General features: G+C 39.2%; 16 protein-coding genes. 9 read left to right on the top strand and 7 right to left on the bottom strand.

What is annotated here, in order from left to right; all coding sequences use genetic code 11:
* Positions 1-61 precede the first annotated feature (61 nt).
* The 3 genes from TW85_RS20090 to TW85_RS20080 form a co-directional block, all read right to left on the bottom strand.
* A complete protein-coding gene (locus TW85_RS20090) occupies positions 62-808 on the bottom strand; it encodes a PAS domain-containing protein (RefSeq protein ID WP_046018940.1) in 747 nt (248 codons plus the stop codon).
* 278 nt (positions 809-1,086) lie between these two features.
* Positions 1,087-2,559 (bottom strand): aminoacyl-histidine dipeptidase, encoded by a 1,473-nt coding sequence (locus TW85_RS20085; protein ID WP_046018939.1) that lies wholly within the window; start codon positions 2,557-2,559, stop codon positions 1,087-1,089.
* A 73-nt stretch (positions 2,560-2,632) separates the two neighbouring features.
* The gene (locus tag TW85_RS20080; RefSeq protein WP_046018938.1) at positions 2,633-4,114 is read right to left on the bottom strand and encodes a carboxypeptidase M32; all 1,482 of its coding nucleotides are present in this window, start codon (positions 4,112-4,114) and stop codon (positions 2,633-2,635) included.
* A 279-nt stretch (positions 4,115-4,393) separates the two neighbouring features.
* Here TW85_RS20080 and TW85_RS20075 point away from each other — a divergent pair, with 279 nt between their 5' ends.
* From TW85_RS20075 to TW85_RS20055, 5 genes are all read left to right on the top strand, one after another.
* The gene (locus tag TW85_RS20075; protein WP_162197515.1) at positions 4,394-5,158 is read left to right on the top strand and encodes an NUDIX domain-containing protein; all 765 of its coding nucleotides are present in this window, start codon (positions 4,394-4,396) and stop codon (positions 5,156-5,158) included.
* A 327-nt stretch (positions 5,159-5,485) separates the two neighbouring features.
* Positions 5,486-6,469: a hypothetical protein gene (locus tag TW85_RS20070; RefSeq protein ID WP_046018937.1), complete on the top strand. Its 984-nt coding sequence runs from the start codon at positions 5,486-5,488 to the stop codon at positions 6,467-6,469.
* A 2-nt stretch (positions 6,470-6,471) separates the two neighbouring features.
* Positions 6,472-8,604: an NAD(P)-binding protein gene (locus tag TW85_RS20065; protein ID WP_046018936.1), complete on the top strand. Its 2,133-nt coding sequence runs from the start codon at positions 6,472-6,474 to the stop codon at positions 8,602-8,604.
* A gap of 118 nt (positions 8,605-8,722) precedes the next feature.
* Positions 8,723-15,451, top strand: coding sequence for a response regulator (locus tag TW85_RS20060; protein ID WP_046018935.1), 6,729 nt, complete (start codon positions 8,723-8,725; stop codon positions 15,449-15,451).
* A gap of 102 nt (positions 15,452-15,553) precedes the next feature.
* On the top strand, positions 15,554-16,507 hold the full coding sequence (locus TW85_RS20055) for a diguanylate cyclase (protein WP_046018934.1): 954 nt from the start codon (positions 15,554-15,556) through the stop codon (positions 16,505-16,507).
* A 73-nt stretch (positions 16,508-16,580) separates the two neighbouring features.
* Here TW85_RS20055 and TW85_RS20050 read toward each other — a convergent pair whose 3' ends face one another.
* A complete protein-coding gene (locus tag TW85_RS20050; protein WP_046018933.1) occupies positions 16,581-16,967 on the bottom strand; it encodes a hypothetical protein in 387 nt (128 codons plus the stop codon).
* Between the two features lie 123 nt (positions 16,968-17,090).
* Between TW85_RS20050 and TW85_RS20045 the strand changes: the two genes are divergently transcribed.
* The gene (locus tag TW85_RS20045) at positions 17,091-17,924 is read left to right on the top strand and encodes an AraC family transcriptional regulator (protein ID WP_046018932.1); all 834 of its coding nucleotides are present in this window, start codon (positions 17,091-17,093) and stop codon (positions 17,922-17,924) included.
* On the opposite strand, the gene TW85_RS20040 is transcribed toward TW85_RS20045, so the two are convergent.
* A complete protein-coding gene (locus TW85_RS20040) occupies positions 17,899-18,501 on the bottom strand; it encodes an NADPH-dependent FMN reductase (RefSeq protein WP_046018931.1) in 603 nt (200 codons plus the stop codon). The two genes, TW85_RS20045 and TW85_RS20040, sit on opposite strands and share 26 nt — an antisense overlap.
* An 80-nt stretch (positions 18,502-18,581) precedes the next feature.
* Positions 18,582-19,130, bottom strand: a complete 549-nt coding sequence (locus tag TW85_RS20035) for a YgjV family protein (protein WP_046018930.1) — start codon at positions 19,128-19,130, stop codon at positions 18,582-18,584.
* Positions 19,131-19,336: 206 nt separating this feature from the next.
* Here TW85_RS20035 and TW85_RS20030 point away from each other — a divergent pair, with 206 nt between their 5' ends.
* The 3 genes from TW85_RS20030 to TW85_RS20020 all read left to right on the top strand — a co-directional run bounded on the left by TW85_RS20030 (position 19,337) and on the right by TW85_RS20020 (position 20,922).
* The gene (locus TW85_RS20030; RefSeq protein WP_046018929.1) at positions 19,337-19,807 is read left to right on the top strand and encodes a pyridoxamine 5'-phosphate oxidase family protein; all 471 of its coding nucleotides are present in this window, start codon (positions 19,337-19,339) and stop codon (positions 19,805-19,807) included.
* A 25-nt stretch (positions 19,808-19,832) separates the two neighbouring features.
* Positions 19,833-20,252 (top strand): GFA family protein, encoded by a 420-nt coding sequence (locus TW85_RS20025; protein WP_046018928.1) that lies wholly within the window; start codon positions 19,833-19,835, stop codon positions 20,250-20,252.
* Positions 20,253-20,445: 193 nt separating this feature from the next.
* The gene (locus TW85_RS20020) at positions 20,446-20,922 is read left to right on the top strand and encodes a hypothetical protein (RefSeq protein WP_046018927.1); all 477 of its coding nucleotides are present in this window, start codon (positions 20,446-20,448) and stop codon (positions 20,920-20,922) included.
* 79 nt (positions 20,923-21,001) lie between these two features.
* Here TW85_RS20020 and TW85_RS20015 read toward each other — a convergent pair whose 3' ends face one another.
* A complete protein-coding gene (locus TW85_RS20015) occupies positions 21,002-21,544 on the bottom strand; it encodes an RNA methyltransferase (RefSeq protein WP_046018926.1) in 543 nt (180 codons plus the stop codon).
* Between the last annotated feature and the right edge of the window lie 105 nt (positions 21,545-21,649).

The following is a 21,649-nucleotide window of genomic DNA, read 5'->3' as shown; positions in this document are numbered from 1 at the left end:
GAGAAGCGGCGAATATGCCTTTACGTCTCTGCTTGCGGATAAAATGCCTTAAATATAAAGACTAATTCATAGCGGATGATTGAGGGCCACCAAAGTCTGCCGCATTCACCACAGAGGAACTCACACGAACAACAAATAACCGAGAGTTTTTATTCTCTAATTGCTGAATGGTTGTACTACAGCTTATTTTCATTCCGCGCCTGTTTTGGCCTAAGGTTTTAATGGGCCGCTTTAGTAAGTTTGGGCCATTAGCCGTAATTTCTGTATTCCAACCTTTCTCATAAATATTGGTTAATACATCAAGCAAAGGTAGCTCAACAGGGCTTTTTTCTAACGCGAAGCTTTTGTCATAGCCAAACAAACGCTCTGCTTCTGCGTTAAATTCGATAATTTTTGCATCTTGATCAAGAATAATCAGCGGAGCATCTAATCCACCTAATACTGCATTTAAAATGCCTTCTGTTTCTTGCTCTTGATTCTTTTGTTGCTCAATAATTTTTTGATACTTTCTCAACTCTGTATGAGAGGCTTTATAGGCAGCAATTAAACTTTGCATATAAACAAATAAACTTGAGTTTGAATGGCTAAGGTTCGGTAGTACCGACCTGACTTTCTGCTCTATTTCCCTATCTTGCCAAAGTCTAGAAACAAACATAGCTAAAAGAATAACTAGGCTAGTTACCAATACAAAGATAATTAAAGATAAGTTAGAGGCATATTCTGGTAATAACCAAACCTCAACTAAATAGGCAATAATACAGCCAGCTATCCCACCAAATAAAAGGGGCTGGGCCGAGCCTTGTAACATATTTTACCCCCTCGCAAGAATCTAAGAATGATTAATACTAAGTTATAAACTGAGCTTATCGCTCTTCTAAAATATCAACTTTAGCAGCCCAACTTTGGCTGTAATGTGTCGAATTGTTGTATTTATGCGAGGGAAATAAGTGTTTTGCAGTGAATTGTGTAAAAAATATAGACTTGAAAACCTATCTCATTGAGATAGCTAAAAAATAAAAAGTCACATAAAAAAGGCCTAAGCAATGTACTTAGGCCTTAGAACCCGCTAATTCGATTAAATAGCCGTTACTTATTAGGCACTTGTGCCAAAACGCTAACAAGTAAACGCCAAAAGTCATTAACAGAGTCTATCTCAAGGCGTTCATCAGGAGAGTGAGCGCCACGAATGTTAGGCCCAAAAGATACCATTTCCATTCCCTGATATTTCGCGCCAATAATGCCGCACTCTAAACCTGCATGTATCACTTTTACATTTGCTTCATAGCCCATAATATCCTTATGAACCTGAAGGAAATGAGCTAAAAGCCCAGCACTTGGATCAGGCCTCCAACCAGGGTAATCATTTTCTAAGCTTACATTCGCACCAATTTGTTCAAATACAGCTTGAGCAACACGGGCCAGATCAAAAACAGCCTCATCAATTAGAGAACGGACAAGCAAGCAAGCGCTAAAAGCAAACTTATCTTGTTCTAATTTCAGGTCTATTACCCCAAAGTTACAGGAAGTTTCTGTTACACCTTCAAGCTCGGTACTCATTCTATTAACCCCGTGAGGGGCAGAAATAAGCGCGTTGATAATGGCTTTCTGCTCAGCTTGATTCATCACAAACTTAGGCGTCTCAATTTCAACCAAATTTAAATTTAACTTAGTTTCAATAGCAGCAAACTCAAGCTGCATTTGCTGCTCTACCTGCTTAACTAATGCTTTTACTTGCTCGATATTTTCGGGTGCAACACAAACACTCGCAACGGCTTCACGGGCAATGGCATTACGCAATGTGCCACCATTAAAACCTGCAATAGAAATCAAATTGGCATCATTCAGTTTAACAAGCAACTTGCTAAGCAATACGTTTGCGCTGGCTCTGCCCTTATGGATATCCAGACCTGAGTGGCCACCCTTAAGGCCTTTCACACTCAACTCAAACGCATGATCATCAGAGCTAGTAGCTTGTGCATTAAAGGTTTGATCAATATTAATATCAACGCCACCAGCACAGCCGATATACACATCGCCTCTGTCTTCAGAGTCAAGGTTTAACAAAAGGCGACCTTCTAGAATCCCTTCTTCTAATTCTAATGCCCCTCTTAAACTCGTCTCTTCTTCTATGGTAAATAGCGCTTCGATTGGTCCATGCTGAATATCATCAGTTTCTAGAACAGCTAAGGCAGCAGCAACACCAATACCGTTATCTGCACCTAAGGTAGTATTTTTTGCTGTTACCCAACCCTCTACAATGTGAGTTGCTATTGGATCTTTAACGAAGTCATGCTCAACCCCTGCATTCTTTTGCGCCACCATATCCAGATGTCCTTGCAAGACAACTGTCGCCTTACCTTCCATGCCTGGGCTCGCATTTTTGCGGATAATTAAGTTACCACAAGGGTCAACATAAGTTTCTAACCCTCTTGCATGGGACCATTCGATTAAATTATTACGCAACTGCGCTTCGTGAAATGAAGGTCTTGGTGTATCGCATAATGTACGAAAGTGTTTCCAAACAATTTTTGGTTCTAAATCTTCTAAATATTGATTCATTATTTAATTCTTCTTATTAAGTAAATAAATTGGTCGATAACTTTTTAGGTCATTTGTATATAAACAAGCGCCTTTAGTCAGCCAAATAACGAGAGACAAGGTGCTCTCTAAAGTATTCTGGGTTTAGGCTCTCGCCTGTTGCTCTTTTCACAAGCTCATCTGTGCTATAGAAGCTTGCTTGCGACCAGATGTTTTTTTCTAGCCAGTCTTGTATTGGGCTAATCTCTCCCTTAGCAATCAAGGCATCAACATCCATTTCTTTACGGATACTTGCCATAAACTGTGCCGCGTACATAGCACCTAAGGTATAGCTTGGGAAATAACCAAAAGAGCCATCGGTCCAATGGATATCTTGCATACAACCATCGGTTAATTCGTCTTGAGTAGATACACCAAGATATTCCTGCATTTTTTGGTTCCACAAAGCAGGAATGTCATCAACCTCAATCAGACCTTCTACTAAGTCTCTCTCAATCTCATATCTTAAAATGACGTGGGCTGGGTATGTCACTTCATCAGCATCTACACGAATATAGTCTGCCTTAACCCAGTGATATAAGGTTTCTAGGTTTTCAAGATCCATACCCTCACCTGTACCTAGGTGTGACTGAATCTGAGGGTGAACATAACCTAAAAAGGCTTTACTACGCGCTATTTGCATTTCCATAAAAAGTGACTGACTTTCATGTATCCCCATAGAACGGGCTTCACCAACAGGTAAATGAACCCAATCTCTAGGTAAACCTTGCTCATATTTTGCATGACCCGTCTCATGAATAATCCCCATCAAAGATTGGGTAAAGTCTTCCTCACTATAACGAGTTGTAATGCGCACATCTTCGGGTACACCACCACAAAACGGATGAGAGCTTACATCTAACCTGCCACGGGTAAAGTCAAACTTTAATAAAGACATAATGTCTAGACCTAAGGCTTTCTGAGAGGCTTCACTAAAAGGGCCAGCCGGTGTTACTAAGGTTTTAGCATTTTGCTTTTCGATAACTGCGCGAGTTAATTCAGGTAGCCAAGATTTAACTTGGTTAAAAATTTCATCAAGTTTTACTTTGCTCATGCCAGGCTCATAGAGATCAAGCAAAGCATCATATTTCGATAGGCCTGTTGCTTCTGACCTAAGAGCCGCTTCTTCACGAGTAAGCTCAAGCACTGGTTTCAGATTTTCTGCAAAGCCATCCCAGTCAGCTTCTTTTCTTTGGGTACGCCAAGCATGTTCGCATTTAGCACCTGCTAATGATTTTTTTTCGACTAGATCAGCAGGTAAACAGTTTTCAGCTTGCCATGTGGCTTTCATTTCACGTAAAGACGCCTTTTCTTCAAAGCTTAAGCTTGATTCATCAACTTGTTCGAAAGCGTCTTTTAGAGCAGGGTTAACCAGAATGTCATGGGTGAGTAGAGATAATTCAGCCATTGCATTAGCCCTAGCTTGATTACCATTTTCGGGCATCATAGCCGCCGCATCCCAGCCTGTGATAGAACTCAAATGATTAAAATGATGTAGACGAGTAAACTCTTTCACTAAAAACTGATAATGCTTCATGAGCTTTCCTATTTTGATGTGGGAGTGATTTGCTAAATGTATTAAAACAAGCAAATAAGAATTGTTAATGCTTGCGCCAAGATTAAAACAAAGCAAATAAGTGGCGCAATCGAATTTCAGACTGGACTCATACGAAAAACGTATGCACTATAAAAATTCTTTATAAAACCTAAAGAAGATCAGAAAAAACATGGATATACGGATACTTTATGTTTTTATAATTAAAGTATCTTTGACCCTTAATTCCCGATTCTATTTTGCCATTGCGCGAGGTTAACCTTGTCTCTAATAACGCCTTACTTTGAATACCAATATGATGATTTTAACGGTATTACCATTAACACTTTGAATACGGTTTCCTCTACCCAAGGTTTTAAAACGGCACTCACGGACCTCATCGAACAAGCACAGGCAGATTCAAAGCAGCTTATTTGGGTAAGTATTCCTCTCAGTCATGCAGCTTATATACCTATCACAACTGAATTAGGATTCGAATTTCATAACTGTTTAACGGATGAAATCACCCTCACCTTAACCCTAAAAGAGCAGGTATATGTTCCCTTTATACCCAGCTATACCATAGGCGCAGGTGCCATTGTCATTAATGACAAACAAGAAGTCTTAGTCATTAAAGAACGTATTGAAAAAGGATCTGCCTATAAATTACCGGGTGGCCATGTGGAACTGACTGAGAAAATTTCTGAAGCCATTGTTAGAGAGGTGTATGAAGAAACTGGCGTTAAAGCTAAATTCACCAGTGTTCTAGGCTTAACCACTAAGCACCCTTATCGTTTTGGAAAATCAAACATGTACTTCATTTGTAAACTTAAGCCGTTAACAGAAGACATTAATATTCAAGATACACATGAAATTGAAGACGCAAAATGGGTGCGAATAGAAGATTATATTCAAGATGAGACCCATCACGCGTTTAACCGATACATGGTTAAACAATTAGCAAATAAAACCGGACTTGAATATCTAGATGTCAATAAAGAAGGCGATCGTCACCCTAAGTTAGAAACTTTCTTTAGCTCCTTATAAAAGCACTTCATCCTAAATAAGCTTCTTTTAAACAGCCATCGATTTAGCGGTAGAAATAGCATTTTCAATGTAATTTCACCGCTTTTCTAGATACTAAGCCTAAGAAGCTTTGCACGTCCTCCCCAGAATACAAACAATCTAAAACTCTCTCACGGCTGCTTTTTTACTGCACGAAATTTATATTTTTGAAATATTGGTTCAATTTTCACTCAATATCTGCGATAACTAATTTAGTTAAAAAGCAAATTATACCCAAGGAAGTGGTGAATTGATTCAAGGCTTCCTATCAATGAGTTAATCAATTTTTAATGCAGGAGCACTGAATAGATGGAAAACGCACCAAGTTTTATTCCGACTTCTTTAGGTTTACCTATCGCTCAATCCCCCTTCCAGTTTAATGGCGCCAAGCTATCCATTTTCTTCTTAGAATGTGAAGATGAAGCTTTGCAAAACCAACTGGATACCAATATCAATCAGGTATCTAACGGCGAACATAACTATAAAACCTTATCCATTAACAATAAGAGTGTATTGTTGATGATAATGGCTGATATGAGCTTTGTTGCCAGTGACCAATCAGGCACCCCTTACGGCACTATTGCTTACCCAGAATGTTCATTTTGGATTCCAGCATTTGATACCAAGACATTAGAACCTGGGTTATTTTTACCCTTGTTGCTACTAGACAATGGAACAGCGATTGCTTCAGGTCGAGAAATGTACGGCTTTGAAAAACAGCAGGCCCAGTTCCAATTTTTAAACGACACGGGCGAATTTGATGTAAAACAGCCAAGTTTTACTGCTTTACCTTATTCCTTCAAAACCCTATCGGCTCAAACAAAAGGACAATTTAATCCCTTATTTACTTTAAGTGGTTCACATCACAAGCATGATACAGAATCACTAATCGACCATAGCCTGTTTTCAAGCGAGCTGGGTAAGCACCTCTTCGATCAACCTTTTAAAGTCTCTGATTCTCAGCACACAATATCCTTTGAAGACTTCTTAAAGGTCAATCTGCCTTGTGTCTTTTTAAAGCAATTTCCGTCAATTCAAGATGGTTCAATTGCCTGCTTTCAAAAGATAGCTCACGCTCCTTTCACCTTAGATTCAATAAATGGTGGCGGACTCTACTGGCAGTTACTTCCTCCTTCGATAACTAAATTTCAACTACAGATTTTTCCAGTTGAAAGTCACCCGATTGTTGAGCAATTTGGCCTGATGGCAACACAACAATCAGATGGCAGCTATGTAATGGAAACAAAAGGTTTTTGGGTAGATATTGATTTCACTCTTCAGCTAGGAGCATAACAATGGGTAAGCAAAAGATTGCAGTGTTAGGTGGTGGCATAGGTTCTTTGACAACAGTATACGGCATTACCAGCAAACCAAATTGGCAAGATGATTATGACATTACGGTTTATCAAGAAGGTTGGCGTTTAGGCGGAAAATGCGCCAGTAGTCGCAACCCTGATGTTGCCAATCGTATAGAAGAACATGGATTACACATCTTCTTTGGTTTTTATGACAACGCCATAAGAATGATGCGTACAGCCTACGAAGAATTAGAAAGACCTGCGACAGCACCTCTAGCTAGTTTTGATACCGCCTTTAAACCCCATAGCTTTATAGCAGTACAAGAATACATTGATGAAAAATGGGTCGATTGGCCTATCTTCTTCCCGACCAATGACCAAATACCAGGTGTTGATGCTAACTTTAAAGAAGACAGTGTCGATACACCTCTAGGTATGATTTCTTGGTTAATTAAGGAGCTGATCTCCCAACTAAAAAGCAATGAAGAACTACAACAACCCCATGCCAAAACAGAAGAAAGTCCATTAGATTCGGTGAAGGATTTTATCAGTGATTTGAACCCTTTCCACCATGGTATTCTTGATGTTGTCAGCTCCCTAGAAAGTATTGATAAACATATTGAAGAAGCTTTAAAGGGCGATTTAGACAAAATTGAATCCATCACAGAAACGTTGGAAAGTATTTTGGCTGGTGGGATTGCCTTACTTGAACAACTGTTTGGCCCAACGTTCGGTACAGTCACCAGTATTAGGCAAACCTTGCTTGCCGTAGAATTTGGCCTTTACGTCATTAAAGGCATCATCACTAACCCTCTTTTACTGCTTAACTGGGATGCCATTGATCACCTTGATTTCAGAGAGTGGATGAGCAATAACGGCGCACCTGAAAGAGTGACTTGCTCAGCGATCACACGTTCTTTTTATGACCTTTACCTTGCCTACCCACAAGGTAATACGGAAAACTCCTTATGTGGCGGTAACGTTTCAGCAGGCACCTTGTTACATGCCTACTTTCTTGCATGTGGCCAATATAAAGGGGCTATTTTCTGGAAGATGCAAGCAGGTATGGGAGAAACCGTTATTGTTCCTTTATGCCAAGCACTGCAAAAGCGCGGCGTGAAATTTGAATTTTTTAGTCGTGTAACCAATTTAGGCTTATCTTCTGATAAAACACAAATCGACAATATTGATATTCAAGTTCAGGCCACGTTAAAAGACCCGAGCGCAGGCTACTACCCATTTATTACAGTGAAAGATCTCGACTGCTGGCCAGCTAATCCAAATTATGATCAATTGGTTCAAGGTGACGAACTTAAGGAAATGCACGTTAATTTGGAGTCACCTTGGAGCACTTGGCAAGGCGTAGGAACGAAAACCCTCACATTAGGCCAAGATTTTGACAAAGTTGTTCTTGGTATCTCTGTTGGTGCCCTACCTTATATAACCCCAGAGCTTATGACAGCCAGTGATCAATGGAATAAGATGGTTAGCACGGTTCAATCTTCTCAAACCCAAGCAATGCAACTTTGGCTGAAACCAAACCTAGAGCAAACAGGTTGGAAGATGGCTAGTGTTGTTATGGATGGCTATCAAGACCCTTTCAACACATGGGCAGATATGAGCCAAACCATAGATAAAGAGACTTGGCCGCAAAATCACCTCCCCTTCTCAATTGCCTATTTCTGTAATAACTTTATAGATGCGGACCCAATACCACCATTCTCAGACCATGGCTTCCCTGAAAGAGAGTCATTAAGAGTTAAGAATAATGCCATTAAATGGCTGAACGAGAATACTGGCTATATTTGGCCAAACATCTCAAATGGTGCGGGCCTAGATTGGGAACAACTGGTTGACCTTCACGATAGACAAGGAGAAGCTCGTTTTGATGGCCAGTTCTGGCATGCAGCGATTAACCCAAGTGAGCGTTATGTGTTATCCGTTGCCGGCACGAATAAGAACAGAATCACGCCAGATGGCAGTGCTTTCAGTAACTTATATTTAACTGGTGATTGGGTTGATAATGGCTTCCTAAATATTGGCTGTGTTGAATCCACAGCGGTTGCAGGGCTAAAAGCATCTCAGGCAATCAGTGGTTACCCTGAACGTATATTCTATGTAAAAGGTTAATAAACTCGGTAAGCGTCTCCTAATCAATATTAGAAGGCGCTTATTTTTCAGCTATATTGAAATATGTTTAAGGTAGATACCTTAGAGAGAGAAGATTAATTGAATAGAGGAAAAGGATTTGCTTGATTATATAATTCAATCAACCGTCATAAATAAACAGTCTAAAGTGTTTTCGCTTGCCAAAGATAAGGATCAAGAACAGGTCCTAATCAAGTATGCGAAACTAGAGGCAGAGGATGAATCCCATTCCGGTGAAATTGAATTCGAATATAATTTAAATGCAAAACTCAACTCTAGCTGGTTAATGCCCCTTAAAAAGCTGGTCTATGCAGAGCCTGATCATAACCCTGTCATTTGTTATGGGGTAAGAAATGGCGATCTATTATCCAATCTCATTAAACATTTTGAATTAGACCTAAGTGAGAAGCTTCGTATTGCTGTCATGATGGCTCAGGCAGTACATGAACTTCATAAAAACCACATACTAATTCGTAACCTTAGTCCAGAGAGTTTCTGGCTAAGCCAAGATAGAAATACCCTATATATTGCAGACCTGTCCTTAGCAACACCATTAAAAAGTGGTGAAGTAATGGGAGCAAGTACCCCCAAGCTTGGCCATATTGCTTATGTTTCGCCGGAGCAGACTGGCCGATCTAACTTACCTATCGATAACCGAAGTGATCTTTATTCTTTAGGCGCCAGCCTTTATGAGCTCTTTAGTGGTAGACAGATTTTTAATTGTGAAAAATTAGACTTGTTAGAAATCATTCACTGTCACCTTACCCAAAAACCTCAAGATCTGGCTAGCTTAGTCTCCCCCATTCCAAGCATGTTGAATAAAATTATTAATTGCTTGTTAGAGAAGTCTCCTAAACTTCGTTATCAAAGTAGCTTTGGTTTAGTCAAAGATTTACAACGTTGCTACCAGTCTTATAAAAATAATTTAGAGACGCGAGATTTTGCCATTTGTGAGCAAGATACTCCTGAACGATTACATATCAGCCATAAGCTCTATGGCCGTGATCATGAAACGAAACAGCTTATCAATCAGTTCGAAGCAGTCATTCAAGGTTCCAGTTCACTCTCCCTAATTACGGGGTTTTCTGGAATTGGTAAATCATCCCTAGTCAATGAACTGCAACAACCCATTATCTCTCGTAAAGGCTTGTTCAGCAGTGGTAAGTGCGATCAATTTAACCATAAAAAACCTTATACGGTCTTTGTTCAAGCCTTTCGTCGCCTAGTCAGACAGCTGTCGGGGTTAGACGCAAAAAGCAAAGCGTTCTGGCAGCAACATTTATCTCAAGAGTTAGGCGATAATGCGGGGGTTATTTACGAAATTATCCCAGAACTTGCCATATTATTTGAACGAGATATTGAAGCTGCTGCACCCTTAGGTGTGAGTGAGTCAGAAATACGCTTTCAGATTACTTTTAATAAATTTGTCCATGCCTTTTCCAATACCCAACATAGCTTGGTGATATTTTTAGATGATCTCCAATGGGCTGATTTCTCTTCACTTAGACTGATCGAAGAATTATTAAAGCAACAAGGCTCTTTGATGATCATTGGTGCATATCGTGACAATGAAGTAGATGAGTCTCACGCGCTACATAGTACCCAGAGACGCATTGAAAACAATGGTAATCAAATATGCAGATTAGAACTTAAACCCTTAACAGCCAGCAATGTACAGGCCTTAATTGCAGATACCCTTTGGTTACAGCCTGAAGAAGTCGAAAGCCTGACACAATTGTGCATAGATACAACACAAGGCAACCCCTTCTTTGTTAACCAATTTCTGTTAGAACTCTACGAGCAATACCATATTTATTATGATTTTGACTTAGGTAAATGGCAGTGGAATATCAAAAACATCAAGAACTTGAAGGTTAACAATAACATTGTTGATTTGATGGTTAACAAGCTGAATCAATTTAGCCGAGAGTCTCTTTATACGATCCAGCACGCCGCTAATTTAGGCAATCAGTTTTCCTTAAAAGACCTGCATATGGTGTCTGGGCAAACGGTTATCCAAGCCTATGAAAACCTTTGGCCCATGATAGAAAGTGGCCTTATCCTGCCTCTTAATGAGAGTTATCGTTTTGGGACTGATGAGCGACTTTTGATTAAAGCTGAATTTTGCTTCTTACATGACAGGGTACAACAAGCGGCCTATCAATTTATCGACGAGGAATCCCTCCCTCTATTCAAGCTTGATGTGGGCCTAAAATTATACCAATCTTCTTCTGATACTCAGCTTGAGCAAAAACTATTTGATATTGTTGAGCAATTAAATGCCGGAATAGAGTTTGCTTTAGAGTCTGACAAGCGTCTTATTTTACAACTCAATTACCAAGCAGCAGAAAAAGCAAAACGCTCATCGGCCTATTCTTTAGCCCAATCTCTGTTAAAAGAAGCCCTCACACTTACTCATTTAGCCAATGATCAACAACACTTGAATTTATTACTTTCTCTTGCAGAAGTAAGTTATATGGTGGGAGATTTTGAACCCGCTGAAGCGCTTTATGCAAAGGCACTAACGCTTGCTAACACCCCATTAGAAAAAATTCGCGTGTTCACAGTCCAAATGGCCCAATATCAAGTACAGGGCCGTTTTCATGAAGCGATAGAATTACAAAAACAAGGTCTGTCCTTATTGGGTGTTAATATCCCAGACGATGATGAACTCATTGCCGCTGAGTTTATGGCAGGGTTTGAACGTATAAAAGCCCTTACCCAAGGTAAAAATATTGCAGACCTGATTAATCAATCAGAAATCACAGATGTAGAACAAGAAGCCATTCTCCAACTTTTATGGGGTATGTGGTACGCAAGTTATCTAGCGGGTGCAATTCCCCTTAATGTACTTAGCTCTATCATAATGACAGAGATTTCCTTAACTAAAGGCCATACGGACATTTCTGCTTTTGCTTATGTTAACTATGCCCTTGCTATCACCGCGGTTCACGGACGTTATGATATAGGGAATGAATTTGGGCAGTTAGCAGTTGCCCTGTCGGATAAGCGTCCAAATAAATTAATGCGAGCCAGTGTTTATTTTCTCTATGCGACTTTCACTCAACATTGGAATAAAAACCTGCATCACTCAGTAAATTATTTTGACAATAGTTTTGACTGGGCTTTGCAATATGGGGATTTAGCGACGGTTGGCTATATTTGTGCAGTACGAGGCAGTGACACATTAGCCCGAGGGGATGATTTAGCCCAAACCCATGCCTCTCTACTCCAAGATATCGCACTACTTAAAAAGCACAAGCAAACAGATATGATAGATTGCGTCACGGTTGGTGCTTTGCAATCTGTGAAAGGGTTACTCGGTCTCACACATAAAGCAGTCAGTTTTAATGATGAAAGTTTTAACGAATCGGACTTCTTAAAAAACTACCAAGAAGCGCCCCTACATTTAGCCTATTTTTATAATGCAAAAATTCGTCATAGCTATCTTATGCAGGATACAGAGGAAAACCAGCTGCATAACGCTGCACAACTAGAAACCGTCGTCACCTATGTTTCTGGGCAAAATAAAATAGCTGAAGCAAGTTTTTATACAGCGCTTATCTTAATTAAATACGCTGATAAATCTAACTTAGAGACCTGCCAAAACCTAGCTAAAGCAAAAACAATTTTAGAAAGTTATACACTTTGGGCAGATAACTGTGCGATTAACTTCAACCATAAAAAACGCCTTTTAGACGCTGAGATTGCCCGTATTTCAGGTGATGATGCTACAGCGCAAGAATCCTATGCCGATGCGATTGAAGAAGCGAATCAGAATGGGTTTATTCATATGTGTGCTCTTACCAATGAATGCTTTGCTCTTTATTGGAAAGATAAAGGCAAACAGCAAGTTGCAAAAAGTCTTATTCAAACAGCCCATAAGGCCTACCTAAAATGGGGAGCCGTCGCTAAAGCGAAATTAATACGAAGTACTTGGCCAAATATAAAGTTCGACATTCCAAATGAAACTGGCCATATCAGCCTGATGGACCATGTGGATCTACAAAGTTTACTCAAGGTAAACCAAATCATTTCCAGTGAAATCCAACTTAATAGCCTAGTAGAAAACTTGATGCGAATTCTGCTGCAAAATGCAGGGGCTGATAATGGCTGCTTTATTCGTGTTGAGGAGAAAGAACTTTGGTTAGAAGCCAGAGGAACCGTTAACAACATTCAGGTTATGTCTGACCGACTCCTGACCAATTACTCAAATCACACGGATATTCCTTTAAGCATTATCAAGCAAGTGGAAAATTCACTTGAGATTGTATTGGTGAATCAAGCGGCCGAAGATGATGAGTATGGCAATGATACTTATTTTGCTAGCCATAACCCTAGTTCAAGCCTATGTATTCCAATTACTAACCAAGCCAAGCTTGTCGCTATCGTATATTTAGAAAACAAAAATATTGAACACGCCTTTAGTGATAAACAAATTACCTTACTTAAAGCTATAGCAGCTCAAGCTGCCGTTTCCCTCTCTAATGCATACTTGTATAGCACCTTAGAAAAACGCATAAATGAGAGAACAAAAGAGCTCAATGAAGCACGACTAAGTGCTGTTAAAGCTAATCAGTCTAAATCAAATTTCTTGGCCAATATGAGCCATGAAATCAGAACCCCAATGAATGGGGTCATTGGTTTAAGCCAGCTCTTGCTCAAAACTAAGCTAGATGGAAAACAAAAGAACTATGCTAAAAAAACACTAGAGTCCGCTAATTCCTTATTAACCATTATTAATGACATTCTCGATTTCTCTAAAATCGAAGTCGGTAAAATGACACTTGAGTCTGAGCCCTTCAACCTTGAGCAAGTCATCAGAAGAGTCACAACAATTTGTGAGTTAAAAGCCCATAATAAGGATTTAGAGCTTATCGTCGATATTGACTCTGAAGTGCCTTATCAACTTGTTGGCGATGCCCTTAGGTTAGAGCAAATTTTACTTAATCTTACTAGTAATGCGGTGAAATTTACCAAGTCAGGCCATGTCATAATTCGAGTAAAACTCACGAATGAAAAACTCGACTCTAACTTGGCTCATTTAAAAATTGATGTGGAAGATACTGGGATAGGTATAAGCGAACAACAAGCCAATCTCTTGTTTGAATCCTTCACACAAGCGAATGATTCCATCACTAGAGAGTTTGGCGGTACTGGCTTAGGTCTCGCCATTTCCAAGCAATTAGTCGAGTTGATGCAAGGCAGTATTTCAGTTAAAAGCCAACCCAATATTGGTTCGACATTCTCATTAAACTTAAACCTAGAATGCACGGATCAAATTGTTAAACCTCAAAATAAGAGTATTTATCATGATCTAAACATCTTGGTTGTGGATGATAACCCGATTTCTCAACAGGTCATCTCACGCATGCTAGATCATCTCAATATCAGTTGTATATTAGCTGATGATGGCTACGAAGCGGTTAATCAAGTTCTAGAATTTGCAGAAGAAAATAAACCCTTTGATATGGTTATCATGGACTGGAAAATGCCAAATATGGATGGCATCGAAGCATCAAGAATCATTAAACAAGAACTTGAGCTTAATACGCCACCTCAGATTCTCATGTTGTCAGCTTATGATAAAGACGAGGTTAAAAAACTAAGTTCACCTATTACGGTCGATCATTTTTTAGAAAAGCCTGTCAGTCAATCCACTTTGATGGAAACCATAAGCGAAGTACTGGGTATGTGTGCTCAAACGCATTTATCCCATGAAGTTAACGTTAGCCCAGAGCATAAAAAATATAACTTTAGCCATTGTCAGATTTTATTAGTGGAAGATAATGAAATTAACCGACATGTGGCCTTAGAAGTTTTAGCAGAAACAGGTATCGCCGTAGATGTTGCGTTAAATGGGCAGGAAGCAATTAACCTAGTTTCAGTCAATGATTACCAGCTTATTCTGATGGATGTACAAATGCCCATTATGGATGGCCTAAGTGCGACAAAGAAAATTAGACAATTTAAAACTCAAAGTCAGCTACCTATTATTGCAATGACAGCCCATGCCATGCCTTCTGAAAAAGAAAAAAGCTTAGCAGCAGGAATGAATGATCATCTGACTAAACCGATTAATCCACACACTCTCTTTGAAACTCTCAACGCAATTCTGCCTAAAGCTGGCGAGCAAAGCTCAACTCAGGCTCAAGTTCAAGTGCCTATCGCGGGTGTTGAAGCTGGTATGGATACCATCACAGCATTACGTAAAATTAAAGATTTAGATGTGGAAAGAGCACTAGAAAGCTTGCAAGGAAAAGAAAGTCTCTATTTGGATATTACGCGGAATTTCCATAACCAATATCAAGGCTACAAAGCCAGTATTGAAACCTTGAAACAAGAAAATAATACAGATGGTTTTTACCGCTATATACATTCTCTTAAGTCTAATTCAGCCTACATAGGTGCCTTTGAGTTATCTGAGCTCGCTAAAAACATGGAGAATGCAATTTCTGAAGGACGTTTTATTGATACAGCCCTAAGCCCTTTGGTTAAAAGCTTAAAACACATTTTTGAGCAACTAGATCAGATATTACAAGTACCTGAGGTAAGCTGTGAGGTAAGCAACTCAAGCTTTAATAAACAAGAGGTCATCGGCAAAATTAACGAACTTATCCCATTAATCGCTGATGCTGACGCGAGCTCAGAAGATGTCTGCCATAGTCTAATGGAGCTTTGTTTAGGTACAAAATACTACGATTCATGTAAAGCAATAGCCGCACTACTTGATAACATAGAATACCAAACAGCTTTAGAGCTAATTAAAAGTTTAAACTCAGATTTAACACAAGAGGAAAATAAAGAGGAAGGTGTTTATGATGCTTGAGCAGTAAAAAATAAATTAGCTAGAAAATAAATATAAAGAAGGTGCAAAGTTAATCTGAAAGATGGGATTAACATATAAAAAAAGACACTAAGGAAGATGTCTATGACAATTGAAAAGCAAACAGTGCTTATTGTAGATGACGATGTTAATAGCCGTAAGATGTTACGTGAACAGCTTAAATCTATGGCAAAAATTATTTTAGCGAAGAATGGAATTCAAGCGATAGAACTGGCTAAACAGCACCTGCCCACATTAATTTTACTCGATGTCATGATGCCCATCATGAATGGTTTTTCAGTACTCGAACAATTAAAACAATCTGAAGAAACTCAGCATATTAATGTCATTTTTATTACCGCACTCGACTCTCATGTAGATGAAGCTTATGGCCTTAAGTTAGGCGCTTGTGACTATATACATAAGCCTTATCATTATGAAATTGTGAATGCCAGGGTTAGCACTCATCTTGAATTAGCAAAACAACGTAAACTATTGGAAGACCTAGCCCACTATGACAGCCTAACCATGATACCTAATCGTCGCTTTATGGAAGAACATCTCACCCAAGAAAGGGCAAAGGCGGTACAAGCCAAGCATCCTCTATGTATAGCTATGATAGATGTGGATTTTTTCAAAAGTTATAATGATAACTATGGTCACAGAGCTGGCGATATCGTGTTGAAAAAGGTGGCTCGGCACATCAAGCACACTCTAACCAGAGAGTCTGATTTTGTTTGTCGTTATGGCGGAGAAGAGTTTTGCATTATTCTTCCCAACACTGAAATTTCTCTAGCAGAAGATATTTTAGAAGCTTGCCGCTTAGAGGTTCAGAACCTTGCAATTGAGCATAGTTTTAGTGAGATTTTTCCTGTTGTTACCGTGAGTATTGGCGCATGTGTTATCACACCAAGAGATCAAGATTCTTTAGAGAGCATTTTAGTTAAAGCAGATGATTGCCTTTATGAGTCTAAAAACTCAGGTCGCAATCAAGTTACCATTCAAGCCTTTAATAGCAATTTAGAAGAACCCTCAGCACAAGCTTTACCCGAACTTTAAACGGCTAATAAAGGGAATAAAGTATGCTTTCTTATTCCCTTTACCTTCGAAGTTACCAAGTTGTTAGATAGGGTTATTTAGCTTTTGCTTGTTTAAACAAAAGCGTTTTTTCATGGCCCGTGATAGCTGGTCCAGCAAGGGCACTAAGGCTTAACTTACCTAACATTATGAGCAAAGCTGCTGCAAGCGAATCTAAGAAAACACCAATATAGGTACCGATTACCCCATATGCTTCTGGCATATTGTGCATTGCTGCAAGGGTATAACTTCCTGTTAAATAATGAAGTACTAACGCAACCCAGAAACCAAAACAGTAAGGACAACGCCATGCTTGATATAAATAAGCAAGCGGTGCCGGCAACCTTTCAATTAAATAATTAAACCAAGTCCCCCAATCAGGCAACTTTTCCCAAATCAAAATGTAGAGACTCAGCCCCACTAATACAATACTAAAGTCCATCACCACTCCTCTTAGAATATCGGCTTAATGTCTTAACAATCGAATTATCCCATTGAAATTTGGACTATATAATTGATAAAACTGTGGGATAATCGGCTTATTATCTGATTCATGGAAAAGACTATGCATCCAATTCAAGCCTTTCAAGTTAAGCACCATAAAATTAAAACCTTGTCTCATGAAGAGCATAGTTCTCAGACTGAACACATCTTGATGCTGGTGAACAAAGGCAAACTCAGTATGAAGTACCAAAACCAAGTTGAGTTAAGCGAAAACATGCTTACCCTCATCCCACCTGGTGTGGCTCATACTCTGGTGGCAGGTGAAGATTTAGATATATGGTGGATGGGGTTTTGTCCAAGCTGTTTAACACTGGATTTTGATGCAAGCTTGTTACAAACCTTTCGTCAAATACGTCTTGGAGCCTTACCTGTGTTTCAGGTTAGTAAGGACAGAGCGCTCTTTATCAATCGTATGTTTGAAGAGCTAGACCAGCTGCACGTTAATAATGAAGCCGATATTGAAGTAATTCAAAAAAGCCTCATCACTCTAATCTTGCATGAAGTCAATAAAGCCAGTAAGCCATTTGAAACAAGGGCTAACCAGACCGATATTAAGGTCAGTAATGCATTAGATTTTATTCAGCAGCACTATCTCACACCCATCTCATTAAAAGATGTGGCTAATGCCATTCATTGCAGCCCTTCCCATCTAGCGTATCTAGTTAAACTACATACAGGGTATACAGTGGGTCAATGGATCCTTAATAGCCGTTTAACTCAAGCCTGCTCTCGCCTCATCCATTCAGACCAAGACATAAACCACCTTGTTGAAGAATTAGGCTGGCATGATGTTACTCACTTTATTAGGCAGTTTAAAAAGGCCTATGGCATTACCCCTGCTGCATGGCGTAAGCAGCAAAAAAATCATTTTAAGCAGACTGATTCAGCGCTTTAATATAAAGACCAAGCTTGTTGTCCAATTGACCAACTAGATCAGATGTAATTAGGTCTGTAGTAGAGCGAATCTGGCTTCCTAATAAGGGCAAGCATAAACTTGCTTCTTGAATCACACGTCCTGACATAGTGGTAACAATTTCTGTTAAAGCATCTTGAGCATGATGTGCTCTTGTAGAAGTGTTAATGAGCATTAAAGGCATATCGACAAAAGATTCACCACTTACCAGCCAGTCCAATGTATTTTTTATCAACCCAGTAACACCATGGGCATACTCTGGACTGGCAATAATGAGTCCATCAGCCTGCGCCATCGCATGCATCAAATGACTCAATGCCGCTAAGCTTTTTTCCTCAGTTTGCAACGAACTAAGATCCCCGGCCTCAAAAGCCAGCTCTAAGTCAGGGTTAAAAAAAGGCAAATTACCAAGTTCATCAAAGATATAAATCTCTAGTTCATTTTGAAATAGGGTGTTAGCTCTAAGTTGAAGCGCTTCCAGCGCCATTCTATTAAAAGATTGTTTACGCAAACTGCCACAGAATGCGAGCAAGCGAAGAGGTGAACTTAACTGATCCATCAACTAACGTCCTTTCTAGTGTTTTAACGAGGGAAGCTACAAATAAGTTATCCCGCCTGCCTCAGCGGGTGGAATTAATCCTAGGTTCCCAAGGCTTTTGCTGGCCTAATATAATGGCGATAGTAACCAATCAGGTTGCTTGAAATAAACAAAAGTTCCATCACAACGGCAGCCGGTGACCCCACCATATAATTGTGAACTAGCCAAAAACTGGTGCCAACTATCATTAACTGACGCAACACTTTATCCGATTCGCAAAAGCTTGCACGTGTTTGAAATAAAGTACCGATACAACTAATCACACTAATTAGGCCCGCAAAGGTAAAGGCCGTTGCTGTCACTGAGCATGCAGAGAAAAACCACATCATTTTTTTAGAGGTGGTCACAATACTGGAGAGATAACGCAAGGTAGCAATACTCATCAAAATAGAAGCGGTCCATTGCTCTAACAAAATAAAATGCGTTGTAATGAGCAAGCCTGCCGCAAATAAACAAGCAACTATCTTATGCCTTTCTTTAAATTGAAATGAGCAAAAATCAAAAACAATAGCGATACCAATCAAACACTGAGATAAAAAGAACGGTTCAAGTAAATTGATTTCAGTAAAACGAGTTAAAACACTTTCCATTTACGCCTCAGATATATCCATAAAGAAGCAAGAGTTTAAGCTAAAACCCTTGCTCAGTCTCATCAAACAATATCATTTTATAGGTTGATGGATTAAATAATCCAAACAAAATAAACAAGTTAGCTTCTTGCTATAAATTCCTAAATCGAACATTCTGTAGTCAGTTTTATTCCATATTCAGGTTTTATGATATAGAAGGTTTAAACATGCTAACAGAAGAAGTATTAACCTCCATTGAAGAAAGTGTTCTTTGTTGGCTTGCCACTGTTGATGTTCATGGTACTCCCAACGTGTCCCCCAAAGAGATGTTCGTCGCTTATGGAAAAGGCCATCAGAAAACTCACATATTAATTGCCAATATCGCCTCCCCTAACAGTGTCGCCAACATTCGAGCCAATTCAGCTGTGTGCTTGAGCTTTGTCCACGTATTCAAACAAAAGGGATATAAGCTACAAGGACAAGCACGTATTCTTAATAAGGATGACGATAGTTTTGCTGAAAAGCACCAAAGCTTGTATGCCCTAACTGGCGATGACTTTCCGTTTCAGCGTATTATTGAAATAGAAGTATTAAAGGTAAACCCAATTCTAGCCCCTAGATACAAGCTTTTCCCTGATACCACAGAAGCAGATCAAGTCGCATCGGCACTAGATACTTATGGTGTTAAACCCAAATAATATTTAACCGGTTAAGGAGAACAAGATGAGCACAACTCAATACCCAGTTTCAGGAAGTTGCCAATGTGGACAAGTAACCTTCTCTCTATTAGCAGCGCCAAAGATGGTGATAGCCTGCCATTGCAAAGCCTGCCAAAAACTCGCAACGAGCGCTTTTAGCATTACAGCTGTGATGGATAGAGAAAGTCTTGATATACAAGGTGAACTAGCTGACTGGGGAAGAATGGCTGACAGTGGCAATGAAAATAACGCCAAGTTTTGTCCATCTTGTGGTAATCGCATTTATCATTTCGACCCTAAAACACCTGATATCATCAAGTTCAAAGGGGCTTCAAGTTTGGATGATACCAGTATGTTAAACCCGACAGTGCACATCTGGGTAAGTGAAAAACAAGCTTGGTTCGATATTCCAGAAGGCGCAACAACATACGATAAACAGCCTTAATTAAAAGAGCTGAACAAGATAATTTTGTATAAAGTTATTTTTTTAATTTATTAATTAAACTTTTATATAAATCAATTGTCATAACTTTGTCAGTTTTTTATATAAAAATGACACTTTAAATAATTGCACAAATCACAGTAACCACTAAGCTAAAGCCTAATAAAGGCAAATTGATTAAACAGGAAATCAACCTATGTTGAAGCAATACATTACTTCGAAAAACCTTTTTTCATTGTTCATTATGTTCGTATTTATTCAATCATTGTTTTTTAAATTTAGTGGATCTTATGAAACCCAATATATTTTTGGTGCATTAGGTGACTGGTCTGGGCTTGCGTGGTTTGGCACTTATGGTGGTTATATTATTGGCACAGCAGAACTTATCGCCTCAATATTATTGGTAACACGCTTACATGCTATTGGCGCTTTAATGGCTGTAGGTATCATGACAGGCGCAATTTTCTTCCATTTAGCAACACCGCTTGGGGTTGTACAACCTGCATTTAATGCTGCTGGTGAAGTAATCGGAAGTGATTCAGGTACGCTGTTTATTATGGCTTGCTTAGTTTGGGTAAGCGGTGTGATGTTGGTACTAAAAGACTTAAAAGATCCTTCAAGCCTATTAGCTGATTTGATGGCTAAACTGGGTATCTTAAAAAAGGCTGATTAATAAAATAATCATTATTTAAGAAGAATAAAGAAGCCCAATTCATTTCCCCGTGATTGGGCTTTTTTATTGCCTTAAAATCTTACTTTCGTTTATGAGAAAGTCCCTTCACTTTCACATTATTGTTCCTATCTCGGCTTTTAAGTATCAGCTCGTCTCCTGCATTAGCTTTATTCGATTTAGCTAGCCTGTCATATAAAAGTACATTTACGCTTGCAGCAAGGTTCATACAGCCAACAGTAGGTACAAATACTACATGATCCGCTTTATCAATGACCTCTTGGCTAATGGTGTTATCTTCTGGGCCAAAAATATAAATCGCTTTATCAGGGTGCTCAAATGCAGGTAGAGGTGTTGCACCTTTAACAAGGTCTACACACACAATTTTAGTATCCTTATCAATACTTGCCGTTAAGCACTCTTGCCCAAGGCTTTCTACATTTTGAAGAGGAATATCAATACGTACTTTTTTCGTGTCTGTCGTTAACTTAGCCGCTCTGTCGTAACGACGCCCTGTATAAAGTACTTGGTCCACTTCATAGCAACCTGCTGCACGCATTACAGAGCCAACATTAGAGGTACTCTTGGGGTTAGTCAGACCAATACAGACAAATTCAGTTTTCATTATTAGCTAGAACTCAGAAATAGGGATTAAAACGAGCTCATCATATAGAAAACTAAACGAGAAATCAGCCTTACACTTGGAGCGAGTGTGCATACTCCACTATTC

Source organism: Marinomonas sp. S3726 (genome assembly GCF_000967665.1).
Classification (GTDB): domain Bacteria; phylum Pseudomonadota; class Gammaproteobacteria; order Pseudomonadales; family Marinomonadaceae; genus Marinomonas.
This window is presented reverse-complemented; position numbering and strand designations above follow the sequence as displayed.